This is a genomic window from Arthrobacter sp. 2MCAF14 (assembly GCF_052115645.1).
GTDB lineage: Bacteria > Actinomycetota > Actinomycetes > Actinomycetales > Micrococcaceae > Arthrobacter.
Genome location: NZ_JBFRHB010000027.1, coordinates 65,442 through 78,202, shown reverse-complemented (window position 1 = coordinate 78,202; position 12,761 = coordinate 65,442). Strand labels below are relative to the sequence as shown.

Annotated in this window: 15 protein-coding genes and 1 pseudogene; 5 read left to right on the top strand and 11 right to left on the bottom strand. The window is 64.1% G+C overall.

Going from position 1 to position 12,761, the window contains the following annotated elements:
• The coding region (locus AB4074_RS17560; protein ID WP_441414545.1) for an LGFP repeat-containing protein at positions 1–255 on the top strand (255 nt) is incomplete at its 5' end.
• Between the two features lie 194 nt (positions 256–449).
• On the opposite strand, the gene AB4074_RS17555 is transcribed toward AB4074_RS17560, so the two are convergent.
• Both AB4074_RS17555 and AB4074_RS17550 read right to left on the bottom strand, forming a co-directional pair.
• Positions 450–617: a hypothetical protein gene (locus AB4074_RS17555; RefSeq protein WP_441414544.1), complete on the bottom strand. Its 168-nt coding sequence runs from the start codon at positions 615–617 to the stop codon at positions 450–452.
• A gap of 121 nt (positions 618–738) precedes the next feature.
• Positions 739–1,317, bottom strand: coding sequence for a maleylpyruvate isomerase N-terminal domain-containing protein (locus AB4074_RS17550; RefSeq protein ID WP_441414543.1), 579 nt, complete (start codon positions 1,315–1,317; stop codon positions 739–741).
• A gap of 50 nt (positions 1,318–1,367) precedes the next feature.
• Between AB4074_RS17550 and AB4074_RS17545 the strand changes: the two genes are divergently transcribed.
• A complete protein-coding gene (locus tag AB4074_RS17545; RefSeq protein ID WP_441414542.1) occupies positions 1,368–2,036 on the top strand; it encodes a TetR/AcrR family transcriptional regulator in 669 nt (222 codons plus the stop codon).
• A 574-nt stretch (positions 2,037–2,610) separates the two neighbouring features.
• On the opposite strand, the gene AB4074_RS17540 is transcribed toward AB4074_RS17545, so the two are convergent.
• The 6 genes from AB4074_RS17540 to AB4074_RS17515 all read right to left on the bottom strand — a co-directional run bounded on the left by AB4074_RS17540 (position 2,611) and on the right by AB4074_RS17515 (position 7,085).
• On the bottom strand, positions 2,611–2,925 hold the full coding sequence (locus tag AB4074_RS17540) for a restriction endonuclease (protein ID WP_441414541.1): 315 nt from the start codon (positions 2,923–2,925) through the stop codon (positions 2,611–2,613).
• Positions 2,926–3,730: 805 nt separating this feature from the next.
• Complete coding sequence (locus AB4074_RS17535) at positions 3,731–3,991, bottom strand: hypothetical protein (protein ID WP_441414540.1); 261 nt, start codon at positions 3,989–3,991, stop codon at positions 3,731–3,733.
• Positions 3,992–4,073: 82 nt separating this feature from the next.
• Positions 4,074–4,796: a DUF6036 family nucleotidyltransferase gene (locus tag AB4074_RS17530; RefSeq protein ID WP_441414539.1), complete on the bottom strand. Its 723-nt coding sequence runs from the start codon at positions 4,794–4,796 to the stop codon at positions 4,074–4,076.
• A gap of 10 nt (positions 4,797–4,806) precedes the next feature.
• On the bottom strand, positions 4,807–5,136 hold the full coding sequence (locus AB4074_RS17525; RefSeq protein WP_441414538.1) for a hypothetical protein: 330 nt from the start codon (positions 5,134–5,136) through the stop codon (positions 4,807–4,809).
• Positions 5,137–5,529: 393 nt separating this feature from the next.
• Positions 5,530–5,916 carry a DsrE family protein gene (locus AB4074_RS17520; RefSeq protein ID WP_441414537.1) on the bottom strand — a complete coding sequence of 129 codons (387 nt, stop codon included), beginning with the start codon at positions 5,914–5,916 and terminating at the stop codon, positions 5,530–5,532.
• Between the two features lie 263 nt (positions 5,917–6,179).
• Complete coding sequence (locus AB4074_RS17515; protein ID WP_441414536.1) at positions 6,180–7,085, bottom strand: LysR family transcriptional regulator; 906 nt, start codon at positions 7,083–7,085, stop codon at positions 6,180–6,182.
• A gap of 166 nt (positions 7,086–7,251) precedes the next feature.
• On the opposite strand from AB4074_RS17515, the gene AB4074_RS17510 reads away from it, so the two are divergent.
• Entirely contained in the window at positions 7,252–8,319 is a 1,068-nt protein-coding gene (locus AB4074_RS17510; protein ID WP_441414535.1) for a YeiH family protein, read from the top strand.
• A gap of 89 nt (positions 8,320–8,408) precedes the next feature.
• On the opposite strand, the gene AB4074_RS17505 is transcribed toward AB4074_RS17510, so the two are convergent.
• The gene (locus AB4074_RS17505; RefSeq protein WP_441414534.1) at positions 8,409–8,894 is read right to left on the bottom strand and encodes a hypothetical protein; all 486 of its coding nucleotides are present in this window, start codon (positions 8,892–8,894) and stop codon (positions 8,409–8,411) included.
• Positions 8,895–8,958: 64 nt separating this feature from the next.
• Positions 8,959–9,168 (bottom strand): annotated as a pseudogene (locus tag AB4074_RS17500) (acetyl-CoA C-acyltransferase); the annotation flags it as partial.
• Positions 9,169–9,296: 128 nt separating this feature from the next.
• Here AB4074_RS17500 and AB4074_RS17495 point away from each other — a divergent pair.
• Both AB4074_RS17495 and AB4074_RS17490 read left to right on the top strand, forming a co-directional pair.
• Entirely contained in the window at positions 9,297–10,511 is a 1,215-nt protein-coding gene (locus AB4074_RS17495) for a glycoside hydrolase family 36 protein (protein WP_441414533.1), read from the top strand.
• Entirely contained in the window at positions 10,508–11,551 is a 1,044-nt protein-coding gene (locus AB4074_RS17490) for a LacI family DNA-binding transcriptional regulator (protein WP_441414532.1), read from the top strand. The genes AB4074_RS17495 and AB4074_RS17490 overlap by 4 nt, the downstream gene beginning before the upstream one ends.
• Here AB4074_RS17490 and AB4074_RS17485 read toward each other — a convergent pair.
• A complete protein-coding gene (locus AB4074_RS17485) occupies positions 11,548–12,693 on the bottom strand; it encodes an FAD-dependent monooxygenase (RefSeq protein ID WP_441414531.1) in 1,146 nt (381 codons plus the stop codon). The two genes, AB4074_RS17490 and AB4074_RS17485, sit on opposite strands and share 4 nt — an antisense overlap.
• Positions 12,694–12,761 lie beyond the last annotated feature (68 nt).

Here is a 12,761-nt window from a genome sequence, read left to right as displayed (position 1 = left end):
ATGGGCACTCCTGACGGGGTGGGTCAGTACACCCATTTCACCGGTTCCGGGGGCTCTTCGATTTACTGGTCGCCGGCGACGGGGGCGCACGAGGTCCAGGGGGCCATCCGGGCGAAGTGGGCCGCGCTGGGCTGGGAACAGGGACGGCTTGGCTACCCGCTGACCGACGAGTACGCAGTTCCCGTCGGTCGGGAGTCGGATTTCGGCGGCGGCCGGCTGACATGGAACTCGCAAACAGGAACGGTCAGCGGCTAGCTGCCTGCTCGAAGAGCGCCCTTTCGGGCTGCAGCTAAAAGGTTCTGGCACCACGGGTCGCGCGGCACGAGCCAGCGGGGTGCCGTCCGGAGGCAGTTGCAGCCATCCGAGGGAACATCCCCTTTGCTGAGGAAAGGTCAGACCGGAGCACGCGCGTACGCCGCCTTCGAGAGGGCAGGCATTGCTGGAACGCCTCAATGTCTGGCGGTCAGCCGGAACTTCCAAAGTTCGCGCGAATCGAGCGGGAAGCTGCTCCAGGGATCATCCATCTTGACTTGCGTCCAGCCCTGAGGAAGTGCCTTGTCCGTCGTGATTTCAAGATGGGCACGTATCGGTTCGCCGGGCAGGTGCAGCAAACCCACGCTCAAAAGAATCCCCGGAACAAGCATCATGGGGTGGTGAGCGAAACCGTTCCGTGTACATTGCAGAGGCATGGTTTCCTACGATTCTTGCGGTTCGCAGCTGTGTCCATGGTGGCCGCGCCTAGAAAGGTACCCCGATGGTGAGCAGCCCGGTGGCTTTGCCGCGTCCGGAGAGAACCCGGGCGAACTCGATCGCCTCCAGACAGATCTGCTCCCCGCCGATACCGGAGGACCAGCGACCGCCTGCGGTGCCGGTGAGTTCCAGCTGGAACGGCCGCCGGTGCTTGGCTGCCCACTCGTGGACGATGTCCCCAACAATCCGCCCGTCATGGGCCGCAGTCGTGGCCAGGCTGGCGTCGGTGGCCCGGCTGATGTCAATCCGGTGCATCCAGGCATCACGCGTGTAGATGCGGTCCATCAGGTATCCGACGGACCGCACGCCTAGCGGAGGCCCCCAAGGCACCGGTATCGCCCGGACGGTAATTGGAATCTTTCGGCGCGCCGCCACCGCACGAACTGACGCCTCGGCGAGGTCCGTAAGAAGCCTTGCCGGGGTATGGCTGGCACGCTCGCGGACCTGGAGCGCATTCATTCCGTCCACGACGGGGCCGCCCGGGTGCAGCTTCTTTCCGGCCCGCACCTGATGCATACTTTCGCGGGGACTCGCCGATGCCTCCGCGGCTCCGACCAGATGCGCCACCCGCTAGACTGAATTCAATAGGTTTACCTAATGTGCGTAGGAGAATGATAGTGAATTCCCAGCAGCCGGCTGCACCGCCTCGGGAGCCAGCGCCCGTGCGGCGGCAGGACCGGCGCGCCCGCAGGCATCAGGACACGCGCAGTGAAATCCTGAGCGCTGCGTGGGAAAACGTCCGGAAGCGAGGAGTCGCCGCCCTGTCGCTGCGCGAAGTCGCCGACGAGGTCGGCATGCGCCCGCCGTCGCTCTACGTCTACTTTCCCGGAAAGGCGGCCATCTACGATGCGATGTTCGACCAGGCGGCCCGGGAATTCCTGACAGTTGTTCTCCAGTCCGGCCCTTCAGGAGCCCCCCGGGCCACGCTTCTGGCAGCGGCACGGATGTTCTTCGATTTTTGCACCGCCGACATTGCCCGCTACCAGTTACTGTTCGAACGCCCCGTCCCCGGCTTCAGGCCGAGTCCGGAATCCTACTCCAGCGCCGTCCGCGCCCTCGAGGAGGCTTCCGCCTTCCTCGCCGGCGTCGGAGCCGACACGCCCGATGCTGTCGACCTCTGGACAGCGCTCATCACTGGTCTGGTCAGCCAACAGCTCTCCAACGACCCGGGAGGAGACCGCTGGCGGCAACTTCTTGGGGATGCCGTCGACATGTTCCTTGCACACGTCACCCGGCAATACCCGCAGGCTGGCGAGGAAGATGGAACTGATCCTGTCCTGCGTTGAGCCGGAACCGTTGGCGAACTCAACCGTCCCGTTTCAACAGACTGTTCTGGCTTCCACCCTCTTCCCAATCCCGGATCATTTTCCCGGTCCTGATCCGATGAAAGGCGGGAGGCCCCCGGCCGGCTGCAAACATTGCACGGAACCCGGCCTAGCCGGCAACTGACTGGCCTTTGTAGGCGGTGAGGTGTCGGCGGTGAGTTGGTCCCAGGTGCTGTTGCCGTTGCAGAGCTTGAGCAGGCCGGCCAGGGTGGCGCTACGTTCGCTGGCGGCCTGTTCGGACGAGCTTAGGCGATTAGAATAGGCGCCCCGTATCGCCTCGTATGGCCTGCTTGAATAGAGTCCGGCTGCGTTCGTCGTCATCGGCACCACGGGCGGTCACAATCGGCACATGAGATTCGACGGAGTGCTGCCCGAGGGCACCCGATCCGCGCATCGAGCAAGCAAGGCGTCTGGAACTGATTCCGATACCCATCATGGGATTGGTGCCACAGTCGTCGCTGGAAGATCTGGATATGGTCGGCTTCCAATACGGGCAGGGCACCTACGGATACCGCGAGATGTCGGCAAGCATCACCTACACGCTGTGGCGCAACCCCGCTGACCGGTCCGACGCGGTGAACCTTGCTGAACTCGGCGAGCAGGCGCGGTCGGCAATCGAAGACGTTCCGCCGTGGCCGCGGCCGGCGTGGCTGGTCGATGCGGTTGCGCGTGTGCGTTCCCCGCAGCGCTGGGAGGCCGTGAGGACCACGTCCCTCCCGCCGTCCCGGGTTTGGGGAGTTACTTCTACGTTGTATCCAAGCTTGTGAAACAGAGCTGCGACCAGAAGCTCGAACTCGCGTGGGCTGAGTTCCGAAAGGCCACAACGCTTGACTGGGAGTCGTCGATCCATCGGGCGCGGATGATGGCGACGGCATGGAGGAGGCCTTCGGATCGACCATTTGGGCGCACCCAACGATAGACGTTTAGGTATCCGGTGATGGCATCGATCGCCTGTCGAGGGGCGCGTGGCAGCAAATCTAGTGCCATCGAATGCTGGGGTGTGGCTTGCCGGCCCCACCTAGCCATCGAAGAAGACGTCGCCTGTACTCGGTTGGGTAAGCATCGAGGTAGGACAGGTCCCGCCGAACATTTAGTGCCTGATGCAGGTGCTCACTGTCCTGGCCGAAGCATGACTCCTCAAACAACAGGAGTCTCAGGAGGGCCATGACGTCCGATTCCTGGCGTGTCGCGACGGAGCGAAGGTATTCCAGAAGAAGTTCCTCGGTCGGGAAACTCCAAGACTGGACCCCAGCTCGGTGACGGTCCGTCCACTCGGCATAGGACTCATTCGAGGCTGGCCCAACTGCACTCTCATCCGGGTCTTCGTCGCGTTCGACCGCGTTCCGTGGCAGTATCGTCTCGAGCCACTCCTCGAGCTTGCCCGCCCATGCCTCACCAGCACGGGGAGTAACTCCAGATTGAACGAATTCCTCCGTCTGTTCAGCAATTCCCAGGCCCACGGCCAGAGTGTACAACTCGTCGGTCACAGAATAACGAAGGTCTACGCGCCACCAATCCCCGGATGAGGAAATCATCGAATGTGGAAAACAAAGCCCTACATCTCTATTTGGTCGTGCCTGCTGCCAGCCTGTGATGTTCAGCCGAATTGGAGGAGCCCGGCCCTGGTTTTGTCAGGAATCGGTGGTAGACGAAAATCACGACCCGGAGTGCCCGAGGTGGCGAAGTTCGACTGCGTTATGCAGATTCGGCATCCAGAGGCCCGAGGCTCCGCTGGAGAAGCGTCCTGTGGATGGATCGACCTCGGGGAACACACTCGTGGACGTCGTCAGTGCGCCGCCGCGAAGGTCGACGTCGACTATTTGGCGATCGGCGGTCGGAAGCGGTCGACTGATGTCGAGAGCTCCTGGCAGCGTGCCGGGATCGTCCGGACTCTTGAAGCCCTGGAGGGCCCGCATTACCGGTGCAATCTTCTGTCAGGGCGTTCTCCAAGTCGGCTGTGAAATGGGTCAATCTTAGTGATCTGCGAGGCAACTTCGACTATTTCAACAAGGTACCGCAGATGACCAAGTGTGAAAGGTTCTCCTCACCTAGGGAGCAGCACGCCCACCGAGCGCGTTCGCGTTCGCGAGATCGGAAGGCGCCAGTGGACGTGTTTCTGGAAGGACGATCCGGGAAACCATTCGCCGGGTTCGGTTCGAGGGTTGTGGCTGCGTCGAGGGGGTCGTCGACAACGAGGAGGTAGTTGTCCCGGCCTGCAGCCAGTGGGATGGAGCGGTCGCCGTATTTGTCGTAGGCGAGGTCGACGGCGTCGTCGGCGTTGGTGATGTTGAGCCTGCGGAGGATGCGGGCGATGTCGAGGGTGTCCCCGTCCCGTTCGGCGGCGATTTTCATCGCCAGGAGCGTTTCGGTGTCTGCCGCCTGGATGGTCAGTTCGTCCGGGTGTTCCAGTTCGATCCAGGAGGCGGTGTCCGGGACGAACGCCGCGGCATTCGAGTTCAGCCAGCCGGGTGCAAGGTCGTAGTCCGCGGCCATGTCGGTGACGACAGTGTTGACCGTGGTGGGGTCGGCGTAGCCGGCATTGATGTCGGCGGTGGGGCGGTTGCCGATTCCTTGGAGGATGAGCGCGGCGCCGCCCGGCGCGTCAAAGCAGTATTGCCGGCCGGCAGGTATGTGAGGTGGTCGAGATCGGCGCAGCTCATGCACAAGGGCGCGTCGTCTTCCATCAGCAGCAGGTCCCCGCGCCCGCCGCAGCCCGAGCATGTCCAGTCCTTCAGGGCGAGACGACGACGAGGTCCGGCGGCCTGGCCTGATCCTGGACGCGTGCGCGTTTGGTCGCTGACAGTGCCGGGGAAACCCAGTGCGTACGGTATGCGAGCTCGATGGACGGTTCGCCGCTGGCGGAGAACTGCAGCGTCTTGCGGCCGCGGTTCCAGGCGGTGTAGCCGGTCTCGCTGGGCTGCAACCCCTGTTCCTGGGCCCAGAGAAGCAATGCCTGCATCGCCGTCGAGATCTTGCCCAAGCCGACCTGCACGACCTGTTCGAGGTAGGGTATGCGTCCCTGGTGCCAGTAGTCTCGATGCACCGGCTGCAGCCAACCCATTTCCACGAGCACGTCGACCGGTGCAACGTAACCGTGGTCCTACAACGCCTTCTCAGCCGCCCGTGCGACCCGCTGCTCGATTGATTGCGTCATGTTCTCTCTTATTACCGCCTCTCGAACTCGCGCTCCGCGCCACCCGCTTTGCGGCGCAGTAAGCAGCCGGCGGGCGGCGTATTGCGCCGTGAGGTGATTGACTTCCGTGTCGTAGAAGGGCTAAATCCTACCTCTGGTCCCACGGTGCCGCGAGGCGGACGCGGAACCAGGGTCCAGATGCTGGTCGCTCTGCATCGGAAAAGCATGGAACCAGCGGATCGCCAGAGGCTCCTTGACCAAATGGCCGGGACAGGGCAGACGAGCCTGTGGCCCGGTGCTTCCTTCTCGAGTGTGCGGGCATCACAGGCGGATGTACGCCCATCCTTCCCACTGCCGCGTCGCCAGATGGGCAATTGCCGCGGGCACGGAACCGACGCCGGCGAGGAGTTGTTCCGGCATCAGATCCGCTGAACGCAGGCTATTCCGGCACGCAAGGATCCGGATGCCTTGACCGATTGCTTCGCTGATGGGCTTCCCCAGCGTTGAACCTGAGACCAGCAGGCCCACTCCCGGCCCCTGGACAACGACTTCGACAGGGACACCCGGAGTGAGGGCTGCCACTGCGTTTGCCGCGCTGCGCAAAGTTGCAGCGAGCCCGGCGCTCTCGGCCGGTCCTGCGCTGTGGACCAGAACGCCCCGCGAGGTATCGGCCTCCGGGGTATCGTCCGAAAGTTCGGTATCCGGCATGAGGGCTCCTTCAGCATCGGCAGGCCAAACCTTGGTCCGGGCAAGACTTGCGGTGATTATCCCATTGCACACCATGGTAGAGGGATCCATCCTGGCGCATCGAGCTTCCCGGCGTTGAGGCGAGAGGTTCCATTGACCTTGCAGCGTGCCGCGGATGCCGTCCAATATGTCACGGTGGTCGAGGACGCCCGAGCTGGACGGAGTGCTCCCCGTAAGTCCAGACTGATTTCTCAATTCCACCTTCCGGGGAGCAGTTCAGTTGTCTAGCTTTGGGATGTTCTCGGGCTACGAACAAGCCGCACGAGCTCTGCTTCTGGACCTGATAGCTGACGGGGACCGTCCCACACCGCACGCAATGCCCGATGCAGGACAAGATCCTGGACTGGGACGATCTTTAGTTCTCCGGTCTTTACTTGGTCTGCCACTGCAAGGGTGCTCATCACTGAAGGACCCATGCCGGCCAAGACGCTTGTACGGATAGCGGCTGCGCTGCCAAGTTCGAGCAAGGGAGCGGCGCGCGGGTACTCAAGCAATGCAAGGTCAAGCGTGATCCGAGTGCCGGACCCCGGTTCACGGACCAGCAAGGATGTTGATGCTAGTTCGGCAATGGAGATCGGCTCCCGGCGCCGGGTCCACGGGTGTTTAGGATGAACCACAACGACGAGTTCGTCGCGGGCCACGGTGAGGCTATGCAAGGTCCGTGGGATGGTTGGAGATTCCACGAAGCCTATATCGCAGGCCCCGCTGGTCACATCCTCGAAAACCTGCGCAGAATTATGCACAAGCAAGTGTATTCGCACTTCAGGGTGCAGCCTGCCAAATTTGCCAAGCCAACTGGGCACAAGGTGCTCGGCGACAGTCATGCTGGCAGCTACCGTCAGTGCCGTGCGCCTCTCAGCGCGCAGGGAATCGGTAGCTTCCAGCATCTGCCGCGTTTCGGCGAGGATTCTTCGCGCCCAATGGGCCACGACCGTGCCCTGAGGGGTGAGGGTGGAACCTGTTGGACTGCGCTGCAGCAGGGTCATGCCCAGCTGGCGCTCCATCAATCTGATCGACCGGCTCGCGTTGGGTTGGGCGAGGCCCGCCCGTCGGCTGGCAGCGCTGAGGCTTCCGTAATCGTCCACCCCGACCACTAGTTCCAGCACGGTCAGATCCGGCCACTGTGCCATGCGCCAATCATATAACAATGCGACATGTGATGCGATTTTGATATACCCCTATGTCAAGAAAACGGCTATCCCCAGGCCATGGTTCGGCCGAGAATTGAGAGATGAGCAGCCAGGAGATCCAGCCGGATCCTGGTGCATGCCGGCTCCGGGAGGATCGCAGAAAAGTATGAGACAAGACGTTGCCACACACGCAAAGGACGAACGGCAGGATGCGCTGCTTCTCCGAGGTTTGGGGAACAAGCGGTTACCCGGACTGGCGGCGGCAGCGGTCGCCGTCGCCGTCGCCTGGCTGATCCATACGACCGTCCCGGTGATACCTTTCCTCACAGCATCAGTAATGCTGGGAATTCTTTCTGCAAATCTCCCAGGGATCAGTACCGCCGTAGAAGGAGTACTGCAGCCCGGGCTGACACTTTCCGCCAAGCGATTCATGCGGCTGGGAATCGTTCTGCTGGGCCTCAAACTCAGCCTCATCGATGTGGCTGCGCTGGGCTGGAAGACGCTGGCGATCGTGGTTGGCATTGTCCTGCTGACCTTTATGGGAACGCTGGTCCTGGGCAAGGCCCTCAAACTTCCGGGCGATCAGCCGCTGCTTCTCGCCACCGGATTTTCCATCTGCGGCGCCTCCGCCATTGGGGCCATGAGCGGGGTCACCAAAACTGATCACCGCGACACCGTTGTTCCGATCGCCCTTGTGACCTTGTGCGGAACGCTGGCGATCGGGGTCCTTCCCGCGCTCAAGGGACCCCTTGGCCTGGACACTGTTCAGTTCGGATACTGGGTGGGAGCCAGCGTCCACGATGTAGGGCAGGTTGTGGCAACGGCGCAAACGGCGGGTGCGGCCGCCCTTGCCGTCGCGCTCATCATCAAGCTCACCCGCGTGCTGATGCTTGCGCCGATGGTCACCGGAGCCGCGCTGGTTGGACGCTTCCGCGGCCGACGGACGGCAAACGGCGCTGAGGATAACGGCATCAAGCTTCCTCCGCTGATCCCGCTCTTCGTGGCCGGGTTCATGGCGATGATCGTTGTGCGGACGCTGGGGATCCTGCCGCCCGTTGTCCTCGAAGTTGCTGGCACGGTCCAGGACCTGCTGCTTGCCGCAGCTCTGTATGGGCTTGGGGCGTCAGTGCAGATCCGGTCTCTGCTCCAGACCAGTGGCAGGGCCATCATCGCAGCGCTGCTCTCCTGGGGTCTCATCGCAGCGCTGGCATTTGTCGGCGTGCACTTCATCTAGGAACACAGGCGGTTCCCCTCGACGTGATGCAGAGGGGAAACGCCTGTCATTATGTTCCGGCGCGAACGCGCGCATTTAATGGGGCTTGCCTACCGTGCGACTTCGAAGAGGCCTGCGGCCCCCATGCCACCGCCCACACACATTGAAACCACGACGAATTGTTGGTCGCGGCGCCGCGCCTCGAGCAGGGCGCTGCCCACTGCCCGCGAGCCCGTCATGCCGTACGGGTGGCCCAGGGCAATCGCGCCGCCGTTGACATTCAACTTCTCCGGGTCGATCCCCAGGAAGTCCCGGCAATAGACGGCCTGCGAAGCGAAGGCCTCGTTCAGCTCCCACAGCCCGATGTCCTCAACCCCCAGCCCGTGGAGCTTCAGGAGCTTCGGGATGGCGGTGACCGGCCCGATCCCCATCTCGTCGGGCTCGCACCCGCTGACGGCGATGCCGCAGTAGTAGCCCAGCGGCTCCAGGCCCAATGACGCCGCATAGTCGCTGTCCATCAGGACGTTGGCGGAGGCGCCGTCGGACAGCTGCGAGGCATTGCCTGCGCTTACCGTCGGATGCGCGGTGAAATTCACCGGGCTGCAGGATCGTGCGAAGCCCTGCCAGGGTAACGGCGGTGGTGTCGGCGCGCACGCCTTCGTCCCGGGACACCAGCTGCTCGAATTCCGTCACTTCACCGCTTTCCTTGTCCCTCCGCAACGTGGTCACCCGGATCGGCACGATTTCGTCGTCAAATAGGCCGTCCGCCTGGGCGCGCGCCGCCCGCTGCTGGGACAGCGCGCTCATCCGGTCCTGCGCCTCGCGGCTGACGCCGTAGCGCTCGGCCACGAGTTCAGCAGTCCGCAACATGGGCATGTAGGTTCCGGGGTGGTTGGCCTCAAGCCACGGATCACTGCTGCGGTATTTGTTGAGGTGTTCGTTCTGCACCAGCATGGTGGTCCGGAGGGGTTGCCCGGCACGTTCCCGATGCTGCACGGATGCCGGCGTACTCCACCTGGTACTCGATGCACCAAAACATCAGCCCGGCCGCCGTGGAAACGCAATCCGCATTGGCCAAAGACCTTGGGTGCGATGTCATCATTGTCGACGACGGCTGGATGACGGCGGACCGCACGCGCGGATACGGCCACTGCGGCGGCGACTGGGAGCCACTGTCGCTGCCGGAGACGGGAAAGCACGTCCAGCGGGTCCACGATCAAGGCACGGCCTACATGCTCTGGTATGCATTGCCCTTCATCGGCTGGGACAGTGCGGTATGGGACCAATTCAAACCCTACGCGCTGCGCAATTTGGAACACATGCAGGCCATGGTGGTGGACCCCCGGTACCCGGCAGTACGGGAATACCTGGTGGACCGGCTCGTCCTCGCCGTCGAGGAATGGGGCATGGACGGACTCAAGATCGACTTTGTCGACTGGTTCGCTACACCCGATGCCCCGGCGCCCGGACCCGAGGCCGATTGCGAGGAGGTCGCTGATGGCGTCGAACGCCTGCTGGCTGCAATCCACGGCCGCATCACCGCGGCCAACCCGGAGGCCATGGTGGAGCACCGCCAGCCCTATGTGAGCCATGGATTGTGGCCGTACGCCTCGATGATCCGTGCCACCGACTGTCCGCTGAGCCCCGCCGAAAACCGCCAGCGCACCGTCGACCTGCGGCTAACCTCCGGACCTCTGGCAGTCCACGCCGACATGCTGATGTGGCATCCGGGCGAAACGCCGGAACAGGTCGGTGTACATCTGATCAATGTGCTTTTCTCGGTGCCGCAGATTTCGGTGGACCTGACCACACAGACAGCCGAACAGCTCGAGGCGCTCAGGTTCTGGCTGGGCCAATTCCGCAGCCACAGGGAGGTCCTTCAATTGGGCCAGTTCGAGCCTGCCCGCCCCGAGCTGGGGTATCCGATGGTGCAGGCCAGCAGCGGGGAAACCGTGGTTGTCGCCAGATACGCTCCGCTGCCCGTCGAGGTGTTGGCCACCGGGTTGACCCGTTTCCTGGTGGCCAACGCCGACCACGACACCCGGGTGGTGTTGGTCGGGGACATCCAGGGGCAGCTTCATGCCACGGTGCAGGACGCGCGGGGCCGGACGGTGTCCAGCGGGATGGTATCTTTCGAGCTGAGCATCACGGAGGTCTGCGTGCCCACGGGCGGACTGCTGACCTTGGCCAATCGGACATCTGAGGGTGAATGACAGTTAGAAACAGCCGCGGACGCTCCGGCAGCGGGGTCACCATCGAGGATGTGGCCCGCGTTGCCGGAGTCTCCCGGCAGACCGTTTCCAATGCGCTCAATGCGCCCCACCGCGTGCGCGAGGAAACCCTGAAAAGGGTCACGGCCGTCATTGAGGGCCTGGGCTACCAGCCGGACCAATCCGCGCGGAGTCTCAAGACCGGACTGCGCTACACCATCGGCTACCTGGCGCCCGACGATGACCCATTCAACCCGAACCCGGTGATGGGTGGTTTCCTGACTGCTCTGTGCGATGCCGCGGCGGCGGTGGGCTACAGGGTGCTCCTATTCCGGCCCCAGTCGGCCGTATCGGATCCGCGCAAGGCCTTCGATGACCTGATTGCAGCACGGCAAGTGGATGGATTCGTCCTCTCCGACGTCCTCCTCGAGGATCCGCGGGTGGACCACCTCACTGAACTCGGGTTTCCGTTTGTCGCGTTTGGCCAGACGGGCCCCGGCCGGCCGCAGGATTGGGTTGACGTGGACAATGCCCAGGGGATGTACGACGTGGCCGCCTTGCTGGCGACCCGGGGCCACCGTAGGGTCGGATACATCGGATCATCCACAGGTGTGCCTTGGATGAGCAATCGCTACAAAGGATTTCGCCGCGGTGCCCGCCAATTCGGGCTGGAGGTCGCCACCGTCTTTGAACCGTCGGAGTCCGGGGAAGACCGCGAAGAGCTCACTGCAGCCGTCCGGGGGCTGTTGCAGTCAGCCGGACGTCCAAGTGCATTGGTCGCGGCCGCCGATTTGCTGGCCTTGGCAGCCTATGACGCAGTCCGAGGCGAGGGTCTCGGCGTTGGCGTGGACATCGCCGTCGTGGGATTCAACGACCTGCCCTTGTGCGGACTGTTGTCACCGCGGCTGACTTCCGTCCGGATGCCGCTGCGGGGCATCGCCAACGAGCTGATGGCCCGGCTGCTGGCTCAGGTGCAGGGCGGGAAGCCTGCCGTGGCAGGCTCGTTGCTGCCTCCGGAGATCATCATCCGCGACAGCATCTAATCACTTTTGCGGCGGGGCGATCGCGTGGGCACGCGGGGGAGCGCCTGGGCTGCGAGGTTGCGGACGGTGATGCCGGTCTGTGTCGCGGGTACAAGCAGTGCGGCGGCAAGGACATGGCCGCGCTGGCGCGCTCTGCTCACCTTTCGGTGGCGGATTTCGTACGCGCGGAAGGCGGTGGCGTGGTCGTCGGAGTTGGCGGCCAGCGTCTCGGCGAGGGTGGCGGCGCCGATCATGGCAAGGCTGGAGCCGTCCCCGAACAGGGACACGCAGGATGCGGCGTCGCCGAGGAGGGTTACCCGGCCGTGCGACCAGGTGGGCAGCCGGACTTGGCTGATTGAGTCGAAGAACATGTCCTGTGCGGCGCGGAGGCGCTCGAGCAGCTCCGGTAGCACCGGTGGTTGCCAGCCGTCGCCGTCGTAGGCGTCGAGAACGATCCGTTTGTGGGCGTCGAGGTCCCGGTGTCCTAGCCCGGGCCGCGCCGGGCCGCGGAAGATGAAGGCCGCCCCGGCGCTGCCCCGCGCGGGGTGCACGGTGAGCGAACGGCCCGGGGCGTTGTACATCAGGATGGTGGTCGGGTCGGCCGCGGGTCGGCCGAGCCACAGGGTGGCGATGTATAGGCCGAGGTGGTGGACGAATCCCGTCTCGGGGCCGAAGACAAGGGTGCGCACGGTCGAGTGCAGCCCGTCCGCGCCGACGACCAGGTCAAACCGGCGCGGGGCCGCGTGCTCGAAGGTGACGTCGACCCCGCCGGCGTCCTGGCACAGCGCGGTGACCGAGTCGCCGAACAGGAACTCGGCGTCGTCGCGGGCGGCGTCAGTGAGGATCGCCGCGAGGTCGTCCCTGGGCACCTCGACTTCTTCGCGGCCGGGCCTGCCAAGCCGCAACGGACCGATCCGGTGACCGGAGGCCGTGACGAAAGCCAGACCGGTCGCGTGCGTGGCGGCCTCCCGTAGGCGCGGCATGACTCCCATCCGGCTGGCCACTTCTGCGGCCGCGCCATGAACGTCGACCGGGTTACCGCTCGAGCGCAGGCCCTGGGCGCGTTCGACGACGGTCGGGTGGAAGCCGTGCCGGGCCAGCCAGTACGCCAAAGTGGGGCCTGCGATGCCAGCCCCGCAGATCAGCACCTTAGGTCGATCCATACCCGCCACTCTAGGCCCTGACCACCCAACTGCTGGCTGGAGCCCGACGACGGCGCCCAGGCCTACAT

Excerpts from the sequence above, each read along its gene's own strand:
- AB4074_RS17520 (WP_441414537.1), bottom strand. The coding sequence starts at position 5,916 with ATGCCGGATACCGAACTTTCGGACGATACCCCGGAGGCCGATACCTCG.
- AB4074_RS17495 (WP_441414533.1), top strand. The coding sequence starts at position 9,297 with ATGCCGGCGTACTCCACCTGGTACTCGATGCACCAAAACATCAGCCCG.
- AB4074_RS17485 (WP_441414531.1), bottom strand. The coding sequence starts at position 12,693 with ATGGATCGACCTAAGGTGCTGATCTGCGGGGCTGGCATCGCAGGCCCC.
- AB4074_RS17510 (WP_441414535.1), top strand. The coding sequence starts at position 7,252 with ATGAGACAAGACGTTGCCACACACGCAAAGGACGAACGGCAGGATGCG.
- AB4074_RS17535 (WP_441414540.1), bottom strand. The coding sequence starts at position 3,991 with ATGCGGGCCCTCCAGGGCTTCAAGAGTCCGGACGATCCCGGCACGCTG.
- AB4074_RS17525 (WP_441414538.1), bottom strand. The coding sequence starts at position 5,136 with ATGGGTTGGCTGCAGCCGGTGCATCGAGACTACTGGCACCAGGGACGC.
- AB4074_RS17490 (WP_441414532.1), top strand. The coding sequence starts at position 10,508 with ATGACAGTTAGAAACAGCCGCGGACGCTCCGGCAGCGGGGTCACCATC.
- AB4074_RS17540 (WP_441414541.1), bottom strand. The coding sequence starts at position 2,925 with ATGGATCGACGACTCCCAGTCAAGCGTTGTGGCCTTTCGGAACTCAGC.
- AB4074_RS17515 (WP_441414536.1), bottom strand. The coding sequence starts at position 7,085 with ATGGCACAGTGGCCGGATCTGACCGTGCTGGAACTAGTGGTCGGGGTG.
- AB4074_RS17530 (WP_441414539.1), bottom strand. The coding sequence starts at position 4,796 with ATGCTCGGGCTGCGGCGGGCGCGGGGACCTGCTGCTGATGGAAGACGA.